The organism is Rhodospira trueperi, from assembly GCF_900101965.1.
GTDB lineage: Bacteria > Pseudomonadota > Alphaproteobacteria > Rhodospirillales > Rhodospirillaceae > Rhodospira > Rhodospira trueperi.
The window spans coordinates 1-20,412 of the sequence record NZ_FNAP01000006.1; the positions used below are offsets into that span (position 1 = coordinate 1).

A 20,412-nucleotide genomic window follows, 5' to 3' on the forward strand; every position below is an offset into this window, starting at 1 on the left:
GGAGGATCAGTCGCGACTGCGACGGGGGCACGGCGCCCAGAACATGGCCCTCGTGCGCCGCTTCGCCTTCAATATCATCCGCGCCGGACGCGGCAAGCGATCCATCAAGACTACCCGCAAGGTCGCAGGCTGGGACCCCGCCGTCATTGCCCAGCTCATTGCAGACCCGGTTCATTAACCTGGACTCGTTGCCGTGGAACAGCGGCCTCCGCCGTTGGCGCCGGATTTGCTTATCGGTGGTCATGAGTTGCGGTCTTGTCCAGCCAGGAGAGCGTGCCGTGAGCGTCACCGAACCCATCTCTACCCCCCTCGCGCCCGTCGGCGGAGGACCCGAAGATCCCGCCGCGGCCGCGGCCCGGCGTCACGCCGCGCGGGAGGCGGAACGCGCCGCCGAGGTCGCGGCGATCAAGGAAAAAGGGTTCCGCACCTACGTGGAGGAGCTTGAAAAGGAAAAGATCGAGAAGATGCGCGAGGAACTCCTTCGGACCATGGGTCTGACCGAAGAGGATCTGGAGGAGATGACACCCGAGGCGCGGGCCGCCATCGAAAAGCGCATCGAGTCCGAGATTCAGAAACGTCTTGCCGCCGCGTCGCTCGTCAACGACCAGGACAAGAAAGGCCCTCAAGCGGCCGGCCGTTCTTTGCTGATGCAGACCGTGTTCGGCGCCGGCACCCTGCCCGGCGGGCTCGACACCGGCGCGGGTGCCGGGGTCGGTCGGGACACGCTACTCGCCGTTCAGGAGGTCGGCGACCGCCCCGAGTCCGGGGATCGGACGACACGCGAGCGGGATGGGGCTTAGCCTGCCCGGCGGACAGCGCCCCGGCAGAAAGGGACCCGGCCTAGGCAATTTCGTCCGTGCCGAGCGCATCAGAGACCTGACCAACCGACAGCGGCTGTGCTTCGGGGGATGCCAAGCGGCGCCGAACGTGGCACAGTGACAGTCAGACGCAACCACGCGGGACCACGACCGTGGCCGACTGCACCATCGACTGGGACGCCTTCTTCACCCTGCATCACGAAATGCCCCGCGAGGGACCCGGCAGCGACGCCATGACGGAACAGGTGGCGCGCGCCCTGCCGCCGCTGCCCGACGGGGCGATTCTCGACCTGGGCTGCGGCCCCGGGCGCCAGACTCTGGTTCTGGCCCGTGTGCTCCGACATTCCGTGGTGGCGGTCGATACCCACCGGCCCTATCTGGAGCGGCTGGCCATGGCCGCCGACTACGCCGGTCTGTCCACGCTGATCGAGACCCGCCAGCAATCGTTCTTCAATCTGGCCGACGAGCCCGGGGGCGTGGCCCTGATCTGGGCCGAATGCTGCATCTACATCCCCGGATTCGTGGATGGCCTGCGGATGTGGCGGCCGCTGCTGGTGCCGGACGGCCTGCTGGTGGCCAGCGACGTGGTCTGGTTGACCGACGAGCCGCCGGAGGAGGCGCGCGACTTCTGGCAGGAGGACGGCGCCCAGGTGTGCAGGGTGGAGGAGAAATGCGCCCAGGCCGCCGCCGAGGGGTTCGAGGTGCTCGGCACCCACATGCTGCCGAAACAGGCTTGGTGGGACGAGTACTACGCGCCGCTGGAGGCGCGCGGCGCCGCGTTGCGCAGCGGCGCCGGGCCGGCGCTGACCCAGGTCCTGGACGCCAACGATCACGAAATCGACATGTGGCGGCGCTTCGGCGACAGCTTCGGCTACGTCTTCTTCGTGCTGCGCAAGGTGGGCGATGGCCCGGATTGAGGCCGCCCCGGCCGACCGCGAGCGCCACGCGGCACGGTCCTTCGCGCCGCGCCGGGTTTACGCCCTGATGCTGCGGCACTGGTTCCTGATGCGCGGGTCCATCCCGCGGCTGCTGGAGCTCGCCTACTGGCCGATCATGCAGATGGTCACCTGGGGCTTCATCACGCAGTTTCTGGCCACGGAATCGAGCCTGATCGCCCAGGCCGCCGGCATCTTCATCGCCGCCGTGCTGCTGTGGGACGTGATGTTCCGGGGCAACCTGGGCCTGTGTCTGTCGTTCATGGAAGAGATGTGGGCGCGCAACCTGGGCCACCTGTTCGTCAGCCCGTTGCGGCCCTTGGAACTGGTGGCCGCGCTGATGGCCATGAGTGTGATCCGCACCCTGATCGGCATCCTGCCGGCGACGCTTCTCGCGTACCTGTTCTATGCCTACAACATCTACGAGATGGGGCTGCCGCTGCTGGCGTTCTTCATCAACATGCTGGCCATGGGGTGGGTCATCGGCCTCTTGGTCAGCGCCCTGGTGCTGCGCCTGGGTCTAGGGGCGGAAAGCCTGCCGTGGATCCTGATCTTCGCCTTTTGGCCGATCAGCGGCATCTATTACCCGATGGACGTGCTGCCCGGCTGGCTCCAGGTCGTGGGCTACAGCTTCCCGCCCGCCCATGTGTTCGAGGGCATGCGCCAAGTGCTGTTCGAGGGCACCCTGCACTGGGGTCATCTGGCCGCCGCCGTGGCCCTGAACGGGCTGTATCTGGGGCTCGCCACGCTGTTCTTCCTGCATGTGTTCCGCGTGGCGCGGGTGCGCGGCCTGCTGCTCAGCATCGGGGAGTGATCCTTCCCACGGCTGGAACCAACGACCCGGCCCCGCGTTTTCCCTGGACAGCGTGGGCGCCCGCCCCCAAGTTCCGTAGGGCTTCGCGACCCACAAGACGATTCGGCGGATTGCCGCCACGCCAGACTGACCGTCCCACAACACCGGAGGCCATGACTCATGTCCAGCGAGGGACTCCACGCGCCCCGCGAGCGTCTTTCCCGCGAAACGCTTTCCCTGCACCATGCCATCATCTCCGTGATCGAGGAATTGCATGCGGTGGACTGGTACCGCCAGCGCGCCGACGATTGCGAGGATAGCGCCCTGCGCGACATCCTGCTGCACAACATGCGCGAGGAGATGGAGCACGCCTGCATGGCCCTGGAGTGGATGCGGCGCAACAACGCGGACTGGGCCGAGTACTTGCAGACCTACCTGTTCACCGAGGCGTCGATCACCGAGATCGAGGAAGAAGACACCGGTGGTGGGTCCGAGGCGGCGCCGGCCGCCGCGCCGGCCGCGCCCGGGCGCGGCGGACACTTCACCATCGGGGCCATTCGCGACGGCGGGGAGGGCTGAGCCATGGATTTCCTCAATCGCACCCAAGCGCCGTTCGAGGACGGCATCTGGTCGCTGATCGACGAGGCCGCCGGCGCCGCCGCGCAGGAGTTGATGACCGCGCGCCGCTATCTGGAGGTCGGCGGTCCCTATGGGCCCGGCCTGACGTCCATTGAACTGTCCAACGACGACTATTGCCGCCAGCCGGAGCCGGGCGAGGCCGGGGCGGTGATGAGCCGCGCCGTCTCCGTGCCCATGCTGCGCAAGACGTTCAAGCTGTCGCTGCGCCGCATCGCCGCCTATCTGTCCAACGGCCAGCCGCTGGACCTGTCGCCGGCCGAGGACGCCGCCGAGGCCGTCGCCCGCCTGGAAGAGCAGATCGTGTACTACGGCCGGCCCGAGTTCGGGTTGCCTGGGCTGCTCGACAACAAGGGAAGCTGCCGCATGGACGGGGGCGACTGGACCAAGCCGGAGGATGCGCTCGAGGACGTGCTGGCGGCGGTCACGAAGCTCGATGACGCCGGCTTCCGGGGGCCGCATGCCCTGGTTCTGGCGCCGAAGTACTACAACGCGTTGTTCCGCCGCTATCCGGACAGCGACATGGTGCTGATCAATCACCTGCGCCGGCTGTGCACGCGGGGCATCTTCAAGACCAGCATCGACGGCGCGGCCGTCATCGACCCGCGCGTCGGCAGCCTGGAGATCGGTCAGGACCTGATGTGCGGCTACATCGGCAACGACGGCATCCACTGCGAGTTGTTCATCAACGAAAGCCTCGTTCTGCGCATGCAGGACGAAAGCGCGGTGTGCGTCGTCAAGCCGAAGGACGGATGATTCCGCCCATGGAGTCCATCGCGATCCGCCCGCCCCTGATCGAGGGGGCCGGCAACGACCTGGGCGATGCCACCGCCGTCCGCGACCTGTACGCCCATCATGTGCGCACCGGCATCGCCACGTTCGAGCTGGAGCCACCGTCGGTGGAGGACATGGCCGGGCGCATCGCCGCCGTGCGCGCGGCCGGTCTGCCCTTTCTGCTGGCGCGGGACCCGGCGGACGGGCGGCTGCTTGGCTATGCCTATGCCGGCCCCTTCCGCACCCGGCCGGCCTATCGGCACACGGTCGAGGACAGCATCTATCTTGATCCGTCCGCCATGGGACGGGGGGTGGGAACCGCGCTGCTAGGCGCTGTGATCGACCGATGCGCGGCGACCGATGTGCGCCAGATGGTCGCCGTCATCACCACCCCGGGGGCGGAGGCGTCGGTGGCCCTGCACCGCAAGCTGGGGTTCGAGGAGGTCGGACACCTGCCCGCCGTGGGCCGCAAGTTCGGCCGCTGGCTGGGCACGCTGTACATGCAGCGGGCCATCGGTGCGGGCGAGGAGACGGCGCCGCGTTCAGGACAATCCGACTCTTCTGGTCAACGATCAGGGTGATCCTGCCCGGGCTTGGGAGATCCTTTGAGTCAGACCGGCCGACGATAGAATTGACTCGTCCGGCCTTCGCGACGCCCAGCCGGCGTTGTTGAATCTTTGCTTGTTCGCCGAAGCGACGCCAGAGGCGCGCCGGCCGGCCCGGTGGGACGGGACGGCGCCGCGCCATTGGTCGGGGGGGGCTCTGCGGCGGGTCCGTCCCCCAAACCGAAAGACCCCCCCGGACAGGGTCCGGGGGGGTCCCTCCAACGAGAGGCTGGGGGGCAGTCGGGGGGGGTGCCTCCCGTCGGATTCGGACGCCGCTGTCCTCCACATCTCGCTCCGGGCCGGGAGGGGCGACCGCAGAACAGCGGGCGATGATCGAGTCTCGAGCAAGGTTGGGGAGCAAAGGTATCGAATACTTGGTGGCGCCCCCAATTCCTCACCATACCCCAAAAATACCAAGCCTCCCGGGCCCTGTGCAACACTTTTTTATTTACTCAAGATTTCAACGCAATTACCAATAATTTACGCTATTTTCTCAGCATCGCCCCAGAAACGCCCAGTCGTCGCGGGCCCGGGACCCTTCAGCATGGCAGCAAATCCGGAGCAACCCGACCGGACGTGAAGGCGTTTGGTCCAAACATCAAATGACTAAAGCGCGTTGCGCGGGTCAGAGCGCACGCAAAGTGCTGTCACGCGATCACCGTCACCCCCTGCCATCCGCAAGACGGTGCCAAGGCCGTGACCACGTCATACCGACCACGTCATACACCGGCGGGTAAACGTTTGACATGGAATGAGACCGTCGCGGCCCCGGCCGGCATCGCCCCGCGACACCGGCCGGCCCACGTCCCGACAGCCTATTCGCGGAAGGCGTCGTGGCACTCCTTGCAGGTGCCACCGAGCTTCTGAACCGCCGGCCCCATGGCCGACCGATCCCCCTCGGCGGAGGCCACGGCCAGTTCATTCGCGGCCTCGGTCATGGCGGTCAGACCACCCTCGAACATGTCCCACTTCTCCCAGATGGCGGGCAGGGCCGTGGTCTCGGCCATTGAGTCGGTGGTGTCGGTCTCGAACGCCGCGACGGACGCTTCGCCGGCAAAAGCGATGGCCTTGGCGTTGCGCACAAGAACCTCGTTCGGCAGAGCGCAGTCCCCCTTCATGAAGCAGCCGATGGCCCCCATCGCGGCGCCCGCGACATTCATGACGTCATTGCGGTGCTCGATCGCGGCCTCGCCGTCATCGGCGAGGGCGGGCTGAACGGTCAGGCCGGCGGCCACCAGGGCGGCGGCGGCGGTCAAAGTCTTGCGCATGAGTGATATCTCCCCGTGTTTGCTGCTGGTGCGGCCGTGGGGCCGCGCGTGGTTGAAACGGTCCTCGGCCGGAGGCACGCGACGCGACCGCCACGGCCGAGGGGCCATGACCATAAAACCTATGCACCCATTAGCCCCTGTCAACCGCGCGATATGGACGTGGAAAAACCGTAATATTGAGTCCCGGTGGACGGTCGCGACATCCCTTTTGTCCTTGGACGGGCTTCCCTACCGCCCGACGGCAAAAGTGGTGTTTTTTGTTGGGCGGGATCGGACGAAGGGGGCCGTCAGGGGTGATGCCGGCCGACGATAGACGTGGCTCGTCCGACCTTCACGACGCCCAGCCGGCGGTGTTGAGTCGTTGTTTTTTCTCGCCGCAGCGCCCCTTCGGGGCGCGCGGCTCCACCGCCCCGGCCGCCCAAAGGGCGGCCATCCTTAAATGGGCATCGCGAAGTGATGACAGAGGCGCGCCGGCCGGCCGTCGAATGAAGTCAGGTTATTCGACGGCGGGGATGATGCCTCGGGCCAAGGTTGGACGGCGCGGCGCGGGAGAAGACGGCCTATGATCTGGTCCCTTGACTGGACGGCGATGGGCGCGGGTCGTACCCTCACCGTTGCGGAACGGGGGCACGGACAGGACACGGGGCCGAGATGCCGGAGGCGACGGGGCAAGACGGGCGGTCTGGCGGGATCGAGCCGGGCGTGTGGGCGCGTGACCTCGCGCGGCGGGCCGACGCGGCCGCCGCGCTGCTGCGGTCAAACGGCGCGGCCCCCGGGCGGCCCGTGGCCGTGGTCAGTGGATCGGCGACCGTGGTGGCCGTTCTGGCCCACGCGGCGCCGCTGCTGCCGGTGCCCTTGTTTCCGCTTGATCCCGGATTGCCGGACCCCGCGATCACCGACCTTCTGGGTCAGGCCGGGGTGTCCTTGGTGGTGTCAGACCGTGCGTTCGCCGGCCAACCGCATGTGCCCGCGACGGAGGTGCTGGCCTGTGCCGTGGGCCAAGAAGCCTCGTGGCGGGCACCGGAGGGCGTGGCCCTGCTGATCGCCACCAGCGGCAGTTCGGGCCGGCCCAAGGCCGTCATGCTGACCGGCGCGGCCCTGGCCGCCGCCGCCCGGGCGAGTGCCGCCCGCACCCCGCTCGGTCCGGGAGACGCATGGCTGGCCTGTCTGCCGCTGTTCCACATCGGCGGCTTTTCCATCCTGACCCGGTGTGCCCTGGCCGGCGCAAACGCCCTGATCCACGAGCGCTTCGACGTCACCCGGGTCATGGCCGCGCTGACCGACGCGGGGGTCACCCATCTGTCCCTGGTGCCGGCGATGCTGGCGCGGTTGTGCGATTTCGGCCCGCCGCCCGCGACGCTGCGCCATGTTCTGATCGGCGGGGCGGCGTTGGCAACCGATCTGGCGGAGCGGGCCGCCGGGCTGGGCTGGCCGATCCGGCCCACCTACGGCATGAGCGAGACAGCCTCCCAGGTGGCGACGCTACCGGCGTTGCCGCATCCCTGGCGCGCGGGCCATGTGGGGGCGCCGCTGCAGGGGGCCGAGGTGGGGCTCAATGGCGATGGGCGGCTGAGGGTCAGGGGACCGATGGTCATGGCCGGCTATGCCAACCCCGACCTGAGACCCGGCGACGGTCTCTCCGACGGTTGGTTCGTGACCGCCGATCTCGCCGAGATCAGACCGGACGGCGAGATCACCATCCTTGGCCGCGCCGACGATGTCATCATCAGCGCCGGCAAGAAAGTGTTGCCGGGGATGGTCGAGGATCTGCTCGCCCGCTGCCCGATGGTCGACGCGGTGGCCGTCGCCGGCCGGCCGGATCCGGTGTGGGGCGAACTCGTCGTCGCGGTCTTCACCGGGGCGGGGACGCCCGACGCCGTACTGGACTGGTGCCGGGCGGAAATGCCCTCCACCCTGCGGCCGCGCGCGGCGGTCAAAATCGGGGCCTTGCCGCTGCTGGCCAACGGCAAGCCGGATCGGCATGCCCTGCGCCGGCTGGCTGGATCGTGACGAGGGCGGGGCGGCGGTCACCCGATCATGGCGTGCCCGACCACCGACCACAGGATCAGCACCAGGAACAGGGTGGCGAGTGCCAAGCCCTCGCGCAGGATGTCGGTCATGGTCACGGGACCCTCCATCGACTTATGTTCGTTTTCTGTTCTCCATGAGGGGATGTGAACATACGGGGAACGCCTTGTCAATATGCCTTTCGACCCCTCACGCCGCGCGCCCGCGCCGACGCGTGCAATCCGGCGCCGTCTGGCCTACCATAAGGCCATGAAACCGGAGATCCCGCCGCTCAACCGGCGCCTGTCCGTCGCCCCGATGATGGACTGGACCGACCGCCACGACCGCTATTTCCTGCGGCTGCTGACGCGGCGCACCCTGCTGTATACCGAGATGGTCACCACCGGCGCGCTGCTGCACGGCGACGCGGCGCGGCACCTGGACCACGATCCGGCCGAGCATCCGCTGGCGCTGCAACTGGGCGGCAGCGATCCGAAGGCCCTGGCCGCGTGCGTGCGACTCGCCGAACCCTGGGGCTTCGACGAGATCAACCTCAACGTCGGCTGCCCGTCGGATCGGGTCTCCAGCGGGCGGTTCGGCGCCAGCCTGATGGCCGAGCCGGGGCTGGTGGCCGACTGCGTGGCCGCCATGGCCGAGGCCACCGACCGGCCGGTCACCGTCAAACACCGCCTGGGCATCGACGACCTGGACAACGACGACCATTTGCAGGGCTTCGTGGACCGGGTGGCCGCCGTCGGCTGCCGGGTGTTCATCGTCCACGCCCGCAAGGCGTGGCTGAGCGGCCTCAGCCCCAAGGAAAACCGGGAAATCCCGCCCTTGCAGCCGGAACGGGTGCGGGGCCTGAAAGCGGCTTTTCCAAATCTGACCGTGGTTCACAACGGCGGCGTCCGGGATCTCGCCACCGCCCGCGCCCGGCTTGACGGCCTGGATGGCGTGATGATCGGCCGCGCCGCCTATGAAACCCCGTGGATCCTGGCCGGCGCCGACCGCGAGGTGTTCGGACAGGCCGACGCCGCCGTTCCGGATCGCGCGCGGGTGGCCCTGGCCATGGCCGACTACACCGCGCGGATGACCGCGCGCGGCGTGCCGCTCCAGGCCATCACCCGCCACATCCTGCCGCTGTTCCACGGCGTGCCGGGCGCGCGCGCCTGGCGGCGCCACCTGAGCGAAACCGCGCACCGGCCCGGCGCCGGGGCCGAGGTCATCCGCGAGGCCCTGGCCCGGTGCGCGGCGGCGCGGCCCAACGCGGCGTGACTCCCGTATTCCATGAACACGGTCCCAAACCAGCGGGGCCGAACTGTCGAAGGTGGTCCGACGGCGTGCGTGCGGGTATTGTTCCGGAACGACCAAGGCCGGATCGACGGCGGACAGGGGAGGCAAGACCATGAGGCAACCCAGTGGCGGACGCCATGCCTTGGGGACGGGGCCGGCCCCGCGTCGAGGCCAAACGGCGTGGGGTGGTCTGATCGGCGTGATGCTGGCGGCCGGGCTGCTGTCCGGATGTCAGACGCTGTCCCAGGACGGCACGGCCCCATCCGGGCCGGAGGTGAGCGGGCCGGCGACCACCGAGCCCGACCGGCAGGTTCTCACACCGCCGCCCGCCCCTGCCGTCGTTCCGGTTGCCCTGCTGCTGCCGATGAGCGGCCCCCAGGCGGTCACGGGAGCGCGGTTGCAGTCCGCTGCCTACAGCGCCCTGACACCCGCGCGCGCGGCGACGATGCGCCTGACCGTGCATGACACCGGGAGCACGCCGGACGGCGCCCGCGCGGCCGCCCAGGCCGCCGTTGCCGAAGGCGCGCGGCTCGTTCTGGGGCCCGTGTACTCGGTCACGGCCCAGGCCGCGCGGCCGATTCTGTCGGCGGCCGGAATCCCCGTGGTGGCCCTTTCCAACAACCGAGCGGTCGCTGGCGACGGCCTGTTCCTGCTGGGGCACCTGCCGGGCAATCAGGCGGGCGCGCTGCTCGATCATGCGGCATCGCAGGGTCACGGGCGACTCGTTCTGGTGGCGCCGGATTCCGGCTATGCCCGTCTGGTCGCCGATGTCGCGCGCGAGCGCGCGGCGCGGGGCGCCGTCCAGTTGGCGGAGGTCCGCCTGTTCCCGCCCGAAACGGACTACAACAGTCAGGTCGAGATGGTCCGAGGCATGGCCCGCCTCGACCCGACCGGCGTTCTGATGCCTACGGCCGGCCTGCCGCTGGCTGGACTGGCCGCGCTGTTCGACTACTACGACAAGAGGGCGCCCCGCGTCCGCCTGATGGGCACCGACCTATGGCACCGGCCGGATACGTTCAAGGAAACCTCGCTGCGAGGGGCCTGGTACGTCAGCGCCATTCGGCCCCCGTCCCGCGACGGCCCCGAGGCGCCGGGGGAGGCGGCGACCGCCGAAGACCCGGCAACCGCTCCCGCCCCAGAGACACGGTCGGAGATGGACTCCGAAAAGGACCCCGAAGAGGTTGCCGCCGCAGAGGCTGCGGCGGACGAGCAGGGTTCACTGTCGGACGCGCCGGCCGACACGAACGCGGCGCTGGACCCCCAACCGGACCGGCGCCCGGCCCCGATTTCGGTCGGCCCGAGTCCGCTGGACCGCCTGGTGATGGACGGCGTCGCGCTGGCCGGGGCCTGGGCGCGCGACGCACGGTCCGGCGCCGGTGGCACCGATCCCGTCTCGTTCCTCACCGATCCGGCGGGATTTCGGGGGTTCTCCGGTGTGTTCCGGCTGCTGCGCTCGGGCCTGAACGAGCGCGGCCTGTATATCCTTGAGGTCTCGCCAGAGGGCCCCGTCGTCGTGCGCCCCGCGCCGAACGAGTTCATCCCCGGCCGGCCCGCCCGCGAGATCGTCGGGCCCGAGGATTTCCCCGGTCGCCCCTGGCTGGTGAGCGAGATGAACCGGGCCGCGCCCGCGCCGACCCCCGTTGACGGCGAACCGCCGGAGGATGCGATCTCCGCCGACGGACCCGCGTCGCCGATGGAGCAAGAGCCGTCGTCTGCCGAACCGGGCGCCGCCGACGGCTGCCAGTGGGTGCGCGACTGCTCGGACGGGCCGTGCAAGGTCAAGATGGTCTGCCCCCCGAGCACCTAGGGGAAACCCCGAGCGAACCGATCCGGGTCGCGACGACGATCTGCTGAAATATCAGGGCGCACTCGACCGCCGCCATGCGGCGGGCCGTGCGCCGTGTGGCAGACCCCGGCCGACGAAAAGGGGAACCGTTTCGGAGCCCGCCCCTATTCCATCGGGCATTCGGCCGCGTAGGCGTCCACATGGTCCTCAAAGATAACGCCCTGAACCTCGTTGTGCAGGGTGCCGTCCTCGTCCATCACCGCCTTGCGCAGATAGATGTCCTGGACCGGGAAGTTGTTGGTGCCGAAACGGAAATCGCCGCGCGGGCTGACGAAGTTCGCCTCTTTCAGCGCGGCGGCGAAGGCGTCCAGGTCGGACAGGTCGCCGCCCACCGCCTCCAGCGCGGCGCCGATGGCCAGCGCGGCGTCATAGCCCTGCTGGGAGTAGATGGTCGGCACCGCCTCGTATTCGGCCATGTAGGCCTCGACGAACGCCGTGTTGGTCGGGGTGTCCAGGTCGGGGCTCCACTGCGCCGAGTTCAGCATGCCCTCGGCCGCCGCGCCGGTCGCGTTCAGCAGCTTGTGGTCGGCCGAGAAGCCGGAGCCGATGAGCTGCACGGTCTCGCCCAGGCCGGACTGGTGGAACTGCTTCATGAAGTTGATGCCCATGCCGCCGGGCAGGAAGAAGAACACGGCGTCGGGGGCCGCGTCCCGGATGGCGGCGATCTCGGCGGCGTAGTCCGACTGACCCAGCGTGGTATAGACCTCGCCGACGATCTCGCCGCCGCTGTAGTAGCGCTTGAAGCCGGCCAGACCGTCCTTGCCGCCCGGGTAGTTGGGGGCCAGGATGTAGACCTTGCCCAGCCCGGCGTCGGTGGCGTACTGGCCCATGGCCTCGTGCAGATTGTCGTTCTGCCAAGCGACATTGAAGTGATGCGGATGGCAGCCCGCGCCGGCCAGCTGCGACGGCCCCGAATTCGGGCTGACGTAGACCACACCGTCGTTCAATACCTTGGGAATGACGGCAAGACCAACGTTGGAAAAGATGATGCCGGTCATGATCTTCACGCCGTCGCGCTGGATGAAGCGTTCGGCGATCTCTCGGCCCTTGCCGGGATCGCGGTCGTCATCCTCGACGAGCAGGTCGACCGGCCCCCCCCCCAGCATGCCGCCGTTCTGCTTGATGGCCAGCATGAAGCCATCGCGCACGTCGGCGCCCAGATAGCCGGCCTTGGTGGACAGCGTGGTCACCATGCCGATGCGGACCGGCTCGACGTCGTCGGCAGCGTGGACACCCGGCGCGGCCAGCGCCAGCGGCAGGGACAGCGCGGCGGCAAGCGCGGCGCGGGTGACGGACATGGTCATCGGGTCATCTCCCCCCGTTCGGTCACAGTGGCAATGCGGCGCCTGACATGACATCAGCACAACCCAGACATACCGGAAAGCGATGGAGGATGCCAGCCAACCCGAGATCGCGGAGTCGGAAAAAAGAAGCTGCATTTGGACACTTTGGCGTGTTTAAGGGGAGGTGCCCACCCGTCGGTCCCGACAGGAAAGGAACGCCGTCATGCCCGCCTATCAACTTCCGTCCGACTACAAAAATCCCCCGCTGATGGCCATCGGAGACAGCATGTATCAGGGCGTGCGCTCGCTGACCATGAGCGCGCCCTTGTTCCGCCAGTCGCCGCCGGCCCAGGTGGCGCGCGCCCTGGGGCTCGGCCCGGCCGTGTTCGCCGGTCCCGACCCGGAACGGCCGATCCTCATCGACATGGAGGCCTTCATCCGCCTGCTGCCCGACCTGAGCGCGATCAACGATCAAGTGGCGAAGAACGCCGCCTACTGGACCCGCACACCGCTGTCTCCGTCGGGCCGGCTGACGTTCGAAAACGCCGCCGTGGCCTCGATGGACATCACGGACTTGTACGATTTCGACTGGGACCTGCGGATGCGGCAGGCCGACGCGCTGACGGTCGCCACGGCCTCCAGTCTGCGGGCGCTGGCGACGGCGAAGATCCCGGACGGAAGCATCGGCGATGCCATCCTCGGGCTGAACGCGCGCTACACGCTGAATCCCGCCGGGCGGTCCGACCTGGAGGGCATCCAGCCGGTGGATCTGGTCAAGATCCGTGAACCCGAGACCCTGCTGGTCAACATCGGCAGCAACGAGGGGCTGTTCCATGCCGGCTTCGAGGCCCAGGCCGCCCTGACCGAAGACAGCGTGCGCGAGATCACCAAGAAATATGAAAAGCTCGCCGGTCATCTGCGGGAAGTCGGCCCCGGAACCCGCCGGATGGTGTTCAACACCCTGGTGCTGCCCAGTCAGGTTCCGAACCTGATGCCGGCCCCGGAGTCGGTTACCTATGACGGCATCCCACCCGGGCCGGACGGTTACTTCGACCTGTACGAGAACCGCATGGGCTTTGGCTACGGAACCCTGACCGGTGCCCAGATGAAGCAACAGGACAAACTCGTCCGGGCGCTGAACGCCACCATGATCGAGGTCATGCGCCGCGAGTTGGGCGACCGAGCCGTGTTCGTCGACCTCGCCGAACAGATGGCGCACCTCGACAGAAAGCACCAGGGCCTGACCAAGACCAACGCCATCAAGGTGGTGCGCCGACGCTGGGGCATCTTCCCGGATACCTCTTACATCACCAACATGATGCTGGAGGAGGGACTTGGCAACGCGTTCAAGTGGGGCGGGTTTTGCGGCCTGGACGGCATGCACCCCAGCGTCGTCGGCTACGGCAAGATCGCCAACGAGGTCCTGACGGCGATGGGCGCGACCGGCCGGCGCGTCACCTACAACCGGTGTTTCCGCGAGGATACGCTGTTGTCCGATCTGCCGTGGCTGTGGACCGAGCTGATGTTCCTGTACCGCGACTATCGCAAGCTCAAGAGCCGGCTGAAGGACAAGAGCGATCAGGTCAAGGTCGAAACCCTGAGCGTGGCCGCCCTGACGGCACCCAGCAGCAAGGGGATGGCATAGACGGAAGCACGGGCGCGGCGCGCGTTCAACCGGGCACCGCCATCACACCCGTACGATCTTGCCCGGGTTCATGATCCCGTCGGGATCCAGGGCCTGCTTGACGGCGCGCATCAGGTTCAGGGCATCCGGGCCGTGCTCGGCCTCCAGGAAGGCCATCTTGCCGTAGCCGACGCCGTGCTCGCCGGTGCAGGTGCCTTCCATCTCCAGCGCCCGGCGGACGATGCGATCGTTCAGGGTCTTGGCGGCCTCCATCTCCCCGGGGTTGTCCGGATCGACGATGAACAGCACATGGAAGTTGCCGTCGCCGACATGGCCGACAATCGTCGTCGTCACCGGAGAGGCGGCGCAGTCGGCCTCGGTGGCGGCGAGGCACTCGGCCAGCCGCGAGATCGGCACGCACACATCGGACGAGAACGCCTTTGCCCCCGGCTTCAGGGCCAGTCCGGCGTAATAGGCATTATGGCGCGCCGTCCACAGCCGGTTGCGCTCCTCCAGCGTGTCCGCCCACTCGAAGCCCTTCGCGCCGTGGCCGGTGGCCAGCGCCTCGACCGTCTCCACCTGCTCGCGGGCGAACGCCTCGGTGCCATGGAACTCCAGGAACAGGGTCGGCGCCACGGCATAGTCGGTGCCGGAATAGGCGTTGACGGCGCGCATCTGGTTGGGGTCCAGAACCTCAATGCGGGCGATGGGCACCCCAGACTGGATGGTCTCGATCACCGTATCCACGGCGGCCTTCAGGCTGGGGAAGGGACAGACGGCGGAGAGAATGCACTCCGGAATGCCGTGCAGGCGCAGGGTGACCTCGGTGATGACGCCCAGCGTGCCCTCGCTGCCGATGAACAGCCGGGTCAGGTCATAGCCGGCGGCGGATTTGCGGGCGCGCCGCGCGGTGCGCACGATGCGGCCGTCCGCCGTGACCACGGTCAGGGCCAGCACCGCCTCGCGCATGGTGCCGTAGCGCACCGCGTTGGTGCCGGAGGCCCGCGTTGCCGCCATGCCGCCGATGGAGGCATCGGCGCCCGGGTCGATGGGGAAGAACAGCCCGGTGTCGCGCAGGTACTCGTTGAGCTGCTTGCGGGTCACGCCGGCCTGGACGGTGCAGTCCATGTCCTCCGGCCGCACCGCGACGATCTCGTTCATGCGCGAGACGTCCAGGCAGATCCCGCCTTGCAGGGCGGCAACGTGGCCTTCCAGGGATGTCCCGGTGCCGAAGGGGACGACCGGCACCCTGTGCGCGGCGCAAGCCTTGACGATGGCCGCCACCTCCTCGGTGCTCTGAACGAAGGCCACCGCGTCCGGCGGCATGGGATCGTGGTAGCTCTCGTCGCGACCGTGCTGCTCGCGCACGGCGGCGCTGGTGGTCAGGCGATCCCCCAGAAGGGGCCGCAGGGTCTCGATCACGGCGGACAGGGCGGCGGGGTCGGGCATCGGATGATCCTTGAGCAAGGGGGCAGGGGACGGGCGGCCGGCGCCCCTACCCCACGAACGCCTGCAGGCCCGTCTGCGCGCGACCCAGGATCAGGGCGTGGATGTCGTGCGTGCCCTCGTAGGTGTTGACCGTCTCCAGGTTCAGGGCGTGGCGGATGACGTGGTACTCGTCCATGATGCCGTTGCCGCCGTGCATGTCGCGGGCGGCCCGCGCGATGTCCAGGGACTTGCCGCAGTTGTTGCGCTTGACCAGGGAGATGGCCTCGGGTGCCGCCCGTCCCTCGTCGATCAGCCGGCCCACCCGCAGCACCGCGTGCAGGCCCAGCGTGATCTCCGTCTGCATGTCGGCGAGCTTTTTCTGCACGAGCTGGGTCGCGGCGAGGGGGCGGCCGAACTGGGTGCGGTCCATCGTATAGGAGCGGGCGGCGTGCCAGCAGGCCTCGGCGGCGCCCAACGAGCCCCAGGCGATGCCGTACCGGGCCTTGTTCAAGCAGCCGAACGGCCCGGCCAGCCCGGCGGCGCCGGGCAGCAGCGCGTCGTCCGGCACCTCCACGCCGTCGAGCACGATTTCCCCGGTGATGGACGCGCGCAAGCTGAACTTGCCCTCGATGACCGGCGTGCTGAAGCCGGTCGCGCCACGCTCGACCAGGAAGCCCTTGACGCGGCCGTCGTGCGCATCGGATTTGGCCCAGACCACGGCGACATCGGCGATGGGGCTGTTGGTGATCCACATCTTGGTTCCGGTCAGGCGGTAGCCGCCGTCGATCTTCTCGGCGCGGGTCTTCATGCCGCCGGGATCGGAGCCGTGATCGGGCTCGGTCAGGCCGAAGCAACCGACGGCCTCGCCGGTAGCCAGCCTCGGCAGCCACCGTCGCTTCTGCTCTTCGGTGCCGTAGGCGTGGATGGGATGCATGACCAGCGAGGACTGCACGCTCATGGCCGAGCGGTAGCCGCTGTCCACGCGCTCGATCTCCCGCGTGATGAGACCATAGGCCACATGGTTGACGCCGGCGCCGCCGTAGACCTCCGGCACCGTGGGGCCAAGCAACCCGAGCGCCCCCATCTCGGTCATGATCTCGCGGTCGAAGCGTTCCTCGCGGAAGGCGGAGAGCACGCGCGGCATCAGCTTGTCCTGACAGTAGGCGCGGGCACTGTCGCGGATCAGGCGCTCATCCTCGGAAAGCTGGCCGTCCAGATCGAGGATGTCATCCCAATTGGAAAGGGGAGGGGTCGGGGGCATGGCAAGGGTCCTCATTTGGCAGGAAACCCCTTGCCTATACCGCATGCCGACGCCGGATGTCATCGCTTGAGGGTGTCGGCGCAGGGCAATCGGGTGAAAGGGTGTGTGGTCGCAAAGACACGGCAATGAAGACGTGGGGATCATGTGCCTTGGGGCGGAACGCCCGACCGTTTTTTTTGGTAGGGCGGATTCGCCCCGCGCAGCGGGGCAATCCGCCGCGTGGCGGCGATGCGGCGGGGTGCGCCTTCGGCGCGAACCCGCCCTATGAAGCCTCGCGTTGTTTCGCCAAAGGTGCATTCACCCGATTGCCCTGGCGTCGGCGGTTCCGGATCAGTCGCGATCCAGCACCCGGTCGGGCGGGAAGACGAGCCGCGCCGTGGTGCCCTCGCCGGGCGTGCTGTCCAGGGTCAGGCGGCCACCGTGCATGTCCATCATGCGGGTCACCAGCGACAACCCCAGTCCCGTGCCCCCAACGCCGCCCTGATGCCCGTTGCGCAGTCCGGCCGGGCGAGCCTGGAAGTAAGGTTCGCTGATTCGCGCCAGATCCTCGGGGGCGATGCCGACGCCGTTGTCCTCCACCACCAGGGCCAGTTCGCCGTCCGGGAGGCGCTCGGCGAACAAGGCGATCCGGCCGCCGGCCGGCGTGAACTTCACCGCGTTGGTCATCAGGTTGAACAGCATCTGCGAGAAGAGGCGCTCGTCGGCCCGCAGCGGCGGGGCATCGCCCAGATCCCTCACATCGAGATCCAGGCCGTGGCTGATCGCCCGTTCGCGGACCAACCGCGCGGCCCGCCCGACCACGGCCGCGACGGCGATGGTCTCCTCGTTCATGTCGAAGCGACCAGCCTCGATCTTGGACAGGTCGAGGACATCGTTGACCAGATCGAGCAGCACCTGACCGCTGTCGCGGATGTCGGCGGCGTATTCCAGGTATCGCGAAGGCCCCTGAAGCGGGCCGAAATGCTGCCCCTGGATGATTTCCGCGAAGCCGATGACGGCGTTCAGCGGTGTGCGCAGTTCGTGGCTCATGGTGGCTAGGAACTCGCTCTTGGAGCGATTGGCGGCGTCGGCGGCCTCGCGGGCCTGCTGCGCCTCGATTTCCCGGCGCGCCAGTTCGGTCACATCCTGGACGACTCCGAACAGGGACACGATCCGTCCGCTCGGGTCCCGTTCCGCCTCGCCCCGGGCGTCCACCCACTTGGTCTCGTCGCCCACTGCGGCACGGGCGCGGAACTGGAACGGCTCGCCGGTCTCGGTGCTCGACACGACAAGATCGGAGACACGTTGCCGGTCCTCCGGATGGTAACAGGCCAGCGACATCGCCAAATCCAAGGGGTTCCCCGCGCCTTCGGGGTCCAGGCCGAAGATTCGGAAGACCTCGTCGGACCACATGACCCTCCGGGTGGCCGTAACCAGATGCCAGTGCCCGACGTGCGCCACCTTTTCGGCCCGCGTGAGGCGCTGTTCAAGCTGCTTGCTCTCCGTGATGTCGGTCAGAACGGCGACGAAGTGGCGCAGCCGTCCGCCCTCCCACACTGGCTGGCCGTCCACGGTGGCCCAATAGGGTCGCCCGTCCGGCGTTTGCCAGGCCAGCGTACCGTGAAAGGGGGCTCCGGTCATGAGGCGCGCGCTCAGGTCCGACCCGTCGTCAGGTTTGTCCTCGGTCGAGTCGAACCCGGCCAGCACCGCCGGCAGCGGCTGGCCCACGACCGCCGCCTCGGAGGCGCCGGTCAGGCGCAGGAATCCGGGGTTGGACCATGTCACCCGGCCAGCGGCGTCGGCCATCAGCACGCCGTTGGTGGCGTGTTCCATGGCCAACGCCAGCCGGTCGGCCTCCAGCGCCCGCCGCCCCTGGTAGGCCCAGCGCACGGCGCGGGCCTCCGCAAAGCGCAGCACCAGTCCGATCAGGATGGTGCTCACCACGTTGGCGGTCAGAAGGATGGGCCAAGCCTCGGCCAGGATGGCCCAGCCGGTGGCCCAGTCGGCACTGACGAAGAACGAGGGCAGGACCAGCGCGGTGCCGAAGGCGCCGATCACGGCCAGGGTCACCGGGCCGGGGTCGCGACCCAGGCGGCGCAACGCCAGCCCGGCGAGCAGTCCGGCCAGCCCGTACAGCAGGAATCCCACCGCGCCGCCCAGGGCCACCGGGCCGCCCACGACCCAGTAGCGCACCGCCGCGCCGATGGCGTTGGCCACCACCGCCGCGACCGGCCCGCCGAACACGCCAGCCAAGATGGCCGCCCCGCCCCGCGAATCAGTCACCGCACCGTACGGCAGGGGGATCGGGTCCAGCATCACCACCGACGCCAGGACCCCGAACATGACCCCCAGCAGGATGACGCGCAGAGTCCGGAGGTCGAGCGACTCCGTCAGCGGCTGGACCGCCACAACCCCCAGGCTCAGCAACGCCAGTAGGCCGAAATCCCCGACGATGCTCCGAACCGTGTCGATCATGCCACCCCGCACCCCGGCGGCGCGCGCGCCACCAGCCCGAACACAATATACCATTTTGGGGCTGGCATTACAGCGGTTGCGGACAGACCGAGGTGGAACAACCGGGCCGCACGATGAACCCCGACGGGTGCGGGGCGGTCACGCGCCGAGCCTACCGATTCAACTCTCCCATCGCCCGGTCGAGACCGTCCAGGGTGAGGGGAAACATACGCCCGCCCATCAGTTTTTCGAGCATCTGGACGGACTGGGTATAGCGCCAGTGGGCCTCCGGCACCGGGTTCAGCCACGCGGCGTGGGGGAACTGGTCCAACAGGCGGGACATCCAGACGTGCCCCGGTTCCTCGTTCCAGTGCTCGACCGCGCCGCCGGCGTAGGCGATCTCATAGGGGCTCATGGAGGCGTCGCCGACGATCACCAGCTTGTAGTCGGACGGGTAGGTGTGCAGCACGTCCCAGGTGGGGATCTGTTCCTGCCAGCGCCGCGCGTTGTCGCGCCACAGGCCCTCATAGGGACAGTTGTGGAAGTAGTAGTGCTCCAGGTGCTTGAACTCGCTGCGCACGGCCGAGAAGAGCTCCTCGCACACCCTGACGTGGTCGTCCATCGAGCCGCCGACGTCCAACAACAGCAGCACTTTCACGGTGTTGTGGCGTTCCGGCACCATCTTCAGGTCCAGCATGCCGCCCTGGTGCGCGGTCGAGCGGATGGTGTCGTCCAGGTCCAGTTCCGTGGCCGCGCCCTGGCGCGCGAAGCGGCGCAGGCGGCGCAGGGCGACCTTGATGTTGCGCGTGCCGATCTCGACCGAATCGTCGAGGTCCTTGAACTCCCGTTTGTCCCAGACCTTGACGGCGCGGCGGTGGCGCGAGCGGTCCTGGCCGATGCGGATACCCTCGGGGTTGTAGCCGTAGGCGCCGAAGGGCGAGGTACCCCGGGTGCCGATCCACTTGCTACCGCCCTCGTGGCGTTCCTTCTGCTCCTCCAGGCGCTGGCGCAGGGTCTCCATGAGTTTTTCCCAGCCGCCCAGCGCCTCGACCTGTTTCTTTTCCTCCTCGGTGAGGAACCGCTCGCCCAGGGCGCGCAGCCACTCCTCGGGGATTTCGGCGGTCACGCCCTCCTGGCCTTCGGGCTTCTCCAGGCCCTTGAAGACCTGGGCGAACACCCGGTCGAACTTGTCCAGGTTGCGCTCGTCCTTCACCAGGGTGGCGCGGGCCAGATAGTAGAAGTCGTCCGCGTCGTACTGCGGCACGCGGGCGACCATGGCCTCCAGGAGGGTCAGATACTCGTTGAGCGAGACCGGCACCTTGGCCTGGCGCAGTTCGTAGAACAGGTTGAGGAACATGGCGGCGACGCTCCCTCGGGCCCGGTCGCGGTGTGGGTGTCCGCCCCCCCG

General features: G+C 68.5%; 16 protein-coding genes. 10 read left to right on the forward strand and 6 right to left on the reverse strand.

Features of this window, described 5'->3' with window-relative positions; translation table 11 throughout:
* The first annotated feature begins 278 nt into the window (after positions 1 to 278).
* The 6 genes from BLS85_RS09020 (at position 279) to BLS85_RS09045 (ending at position 4,537) form a co-directional block, all read left to right on the forward strand.
* Positions 279 to 800, forward strand: coding sequence for a hypothetical protein (locus BLS85_RS09020; protein ID WP_092785454.1), 522 nt, complete (start codon positions 279 to 281; stop codon positions 798 to 800).
* Between the two features lie 170 nt (positions 801 to 970).
* Positions 971 to 1,735: an SAM-dependent methyltransferase gene (locus BLS85_RS09025; protein ID WP_092785456.1), complete on the forward strand. Its 765-nt coding sequence runs from the start codon at positions 971 to 973 to the stop codon at positions 1,733 to 1,735.
* Complete coding sequence (locus BLS85_RS09030; protein ID WP_092785458.1) at positions 1,722 to 2,567, forward strand: ABC transporter permease; 846 nt, start codon at positions 1,722 to 1,724, stop codon at positions 2,565 to 2,567. Before BLS85_RS09025 ends, BLS85_RS09030 begins: the two co-directional genes overlap by 14 nt.
* A 159-nt stretch (positions 2,568 to 2,726) precedes the next feature.
* On the forward strand, positions 2,727 to 3,125 hold the full coding sequence (locus tag BLS85_RS09035; protein ID WP_092785460.1) for a ferritin family protein: 399 nt from the start codon (positions 2,727 to 2,729) through the stop codon (positions 3,123 to 3,125).
* A gap of 3 nt (positions 3,126 to 3,128) precedes the next feature.
* Positions 3,129 to 3,938, forward strand: a complete 810-nt coding sequence (locus BLS85_RS09040) for a family 1 encapsulin nanocompartment shell protein (protein WP_092785462.1) — start codon at positions 3,129 to 3,131, stop codon at positions 3,936 to 3,938.
* An 8-nt stretch (positions 3,939 to 3,946) separates the two neighbouring features.
* Positions 3,947 to 4,537: a GNAT family N-acetyltransferase gene (locus BLS85_RS09045; RefSeq protein ID WP_092785856.1), complete on the forward strand. Its 591-nt coding sequence runs from the start codon at positions 3,947 to 3,949 to the stop codon at positions 4,535 to 4,537.
* Positions 4,538 to 5,376: 839 nt separating this feature from the next.
* Here BLS85_RS09045 and BLS85_RS09050 read toward each other — a convergent pair.
* Positions 5,377 to 5,829 carry a c-type cytochrome gene (locus BLS85_RS09050; RefSeq protein WP_176793539.1) on the reverse strand — a complete coding sequence of 151 codons (453 nt, stop codon included), beginning with the start codon at positions 5,827 to 5,829 and terminating at the stop codon, positions 5,377 to 5,379.
* 651 nt (positions 5,830 to 6,480) lie between these two features.
* On the opposite strand from BLS85_RS09050, the gene BLS85_RS09055 reads away from it, so the two are divergent.
* From BLS85_RS09055 to BLS85_RS09065, 3 genes are all read left to right on the forward strand, one after another.
* Positions 6,481 to 7,839 carry a class I adenylate-forming enzyme family protein gene (locus BLS85_RS09055; protein ID WP_092785466.1) on the forward strand — a complete coding sequence of 453 codons (1,359 nt, stop codon included), beginning with the start codon at positions 6,481 to 6,483 and terminating at the stop codon, positions 7,837 to 7,839.
* A 267-nt stretch (positions 7,840 to 8,106) separates the two neighbouring features.
* Positions 8,107 to 9,111 (forward strand): tRNA dihydrouridine(20/20a) synthase DusA, encoded by a 1,005-nt coding sequence (gene dusA, locus BLS85_RS09060; RefSeq protein WP_092785858.1) that lies wholly within the window; start codon positions 8,107 to 8,109, stop codon positions 9,109 to 9,111.
* Between the two features lie 130 nt (positions 9,112 to 9,241).
* Complete coding sequence (locus tag BLS85_RS09065; RefSeq protein ID WP_092785468.1) at positions 9,242 to 10,936, forward strand: penicillin-binding protein activator; 1,695 nt, start codon at positions 9,242 to 9,244, stop codon at positions 10,934 to 10,936.
* A gap of 143 nt (positions 10,937 to 11,079) precedes the next feature.
* Here BLS85_RS09065 and BLS85_RS09070 read toward each other — a convergent pair whose 3' ends face one another.
* On the reverse strand, positions 11,080 to 12,279 hold the full coding sequence (locus BLS85_RS09070) for an ABC transporter substrate-binding protein (RefSeq protein ID WP_342729436.1): 1,200 nt from the start codon (positions 12,277 to 12,279) through the stop codon (positions 11,080 to 11,082).
* A 202-nt stretch (positions 12,280 to 12,481) separates the two neighbouring features.
* Here BLS85_RS09070 and BLS85_RS09075 point away from each other — a divergent pair, with 202 nt between their 5' ends.
* Positions 12,482 to 13,903 carry a hypothetical protein gene (locus BLS85_RS09075; RefSeq protein ID WP_092785470.1) on the forward strand — a complete coding sequence of 474 codons (1,422 nt, stop codon included), beginning with the start codon at positions 12,482 to 12,484 and terminating at the stop codon, positions 13,901 to 13,903.
* 42 nt (positions 13,904 to 13,945) lie between these two features.
* Here the strand turns inward: BLS85_RS09075 and BLS85_RS09080 are convergent, their stop codons facing one another.
* From BLS85_RS09080 to BLS85_RS09095, 4 genes are all read right to left on the reverse strand, one after another.
* Complete coding sequence (locus tag BLS85_RS09080) at positions 13,946 to 15,331, reverse strand: FAD-binding oxidoreductase (protein ID WP_092785472.1); 1,386 nt, start codon at positions 15,329 to 15,331, stop codon at positions 13,946 to 13,948.
* Positions 15,332 to 15,377: 46 nt separating this feature from the next.
* A complete protein-coding gene (locus tag BLS85_RS09085; protein ID WP_092785474.1) occupies positions 15,378 to 16,571 on the reverse strand; it encodes an acyl-CoA dehydrogenase in 1,194 nt (397 codons plus the stop codon).
* Positions 16,572 to 16,901: 330 nt separating this feature from the next.
* On the reverse strand, positions 16,902 to 19,025 hold the full coding sequence (locus BLS85_RS09090; RefSeq protein ID WP_176793541.1) for an ATP-binding protein: 2,124 nt from the start codon (positions 19,023 to 19,025) through the stop codon (positions 16,902 to 16,904).
* A gap of 151 nt (positions 19,026 to 19,176) precedes the next feature.
* Positions 19,177 to 20,361, reverse strand: a complete 1,185-nt coding sequence (locus BLS85_RS09095; protein WP_092785478.1) for a vWA domain-containing protein — start codon at positions 20,359 to 20,361, stop codon at positions 19,177 to 19,179.
* Positions 20,362 to 20,412: the final 51 nt, after the last annotated feature.

Coding starts and splice junctions, on each gene's coding strand:
- BLS85_RS09030 (WP_092785458.1), top strand. CDS start 1,722: ATGGCCCGGATTGAGGCCGCCCCGGCCGACCGCGAGCGCCACGCGGCA.
- BLS85_RS09035 (WP_092785460.1), top strand. CDS start 2,727: ATGTCCAGCGAGGGACTCCACGCGCCCCGCGAGCGTCTTTCCCGCGAA.
- BLS85_RS09040 (WP_092785462.1), top strand. CDS start 3,129: ATGGATTTCCTCAATCGCACCCAAGCGCCGTTCGAGGACGGCATCTGG.
- BLS85_RS09045 (WP_092785856.1), top strand. CDS start 3,947: ATGGAGTCCATCGCGATCCGCCCGCCCCTGATCGAGGGGGCCGGCAAC.
- BLS85_RS09050 (WP_176793539.1), bottom strand. CDS start 5,829: ATGCGCAAGACTTTGACCGCCGCCGCCGCCCTGGTGGCCGCCGGCCTG.
- BLS85_RS09055 (WP_092785466.1), top strand. CDS start 6,481: ATGCCGGAGGCGACGGGGCAAGACGGGCGGTCTGGCGGGATCGAGCCG.
- dusA (WP_092785858.1), top strand. CDS start 8,107: ATGAAACCGGAGATCCCGCCGCTCAACCGGCGCCTGTCCGTCGCCCCG.
- BLS85_RS09065 (WP_092785468.1), top strand. CDS start 9,242: ATGAGGCAACCCAGTGGCGGACGCCATGCCTTGGGGACGGGGCCGGCC.
- BLS85_RS09070 (WP_342729436.1), bottom strand. CDS start 12,279: ATGACCATGTCCGTCACCCGCGCCGCGCTTGCCGCCGCGCTGTCCCTG.
- BLS85_RS09075 (WP_092785470.1), top strand. CDS start 12,482: ATGCCCGCCTATCAACTTCCGTCCGACTACAAAAATCCCCCGCTGATG.
- BLS85_RS09080 (WP_092785472.1), bottom strand. CDS start 15,331: ATGCCCGACCCCGCCGCCCTGTCCGCCGTGATCGAGACCCTGCGGCCC.
- BLS85_RS09085 (WP_092785474.1), bottom strand. CDS start 16,571: ATGCCCCCGACCCCTCCCCTTTCCAATTGGGATGACATCCTCGATCTG.
- BLS85_RS09090 (WP_176793541.1), bottom strand. CDS start 19,025: ATGATCGACACGGTTCGGAGCATCGTCGGGGATTTCGGCCTACTGGCG.
- BLS85_RS09095 (WP_092785478.1), bottom strand. CDS start 20,361: ATGTTCCTCAACCTGTTCTACGAACTGCGCCAGGCCAAGGTGCCGGTC.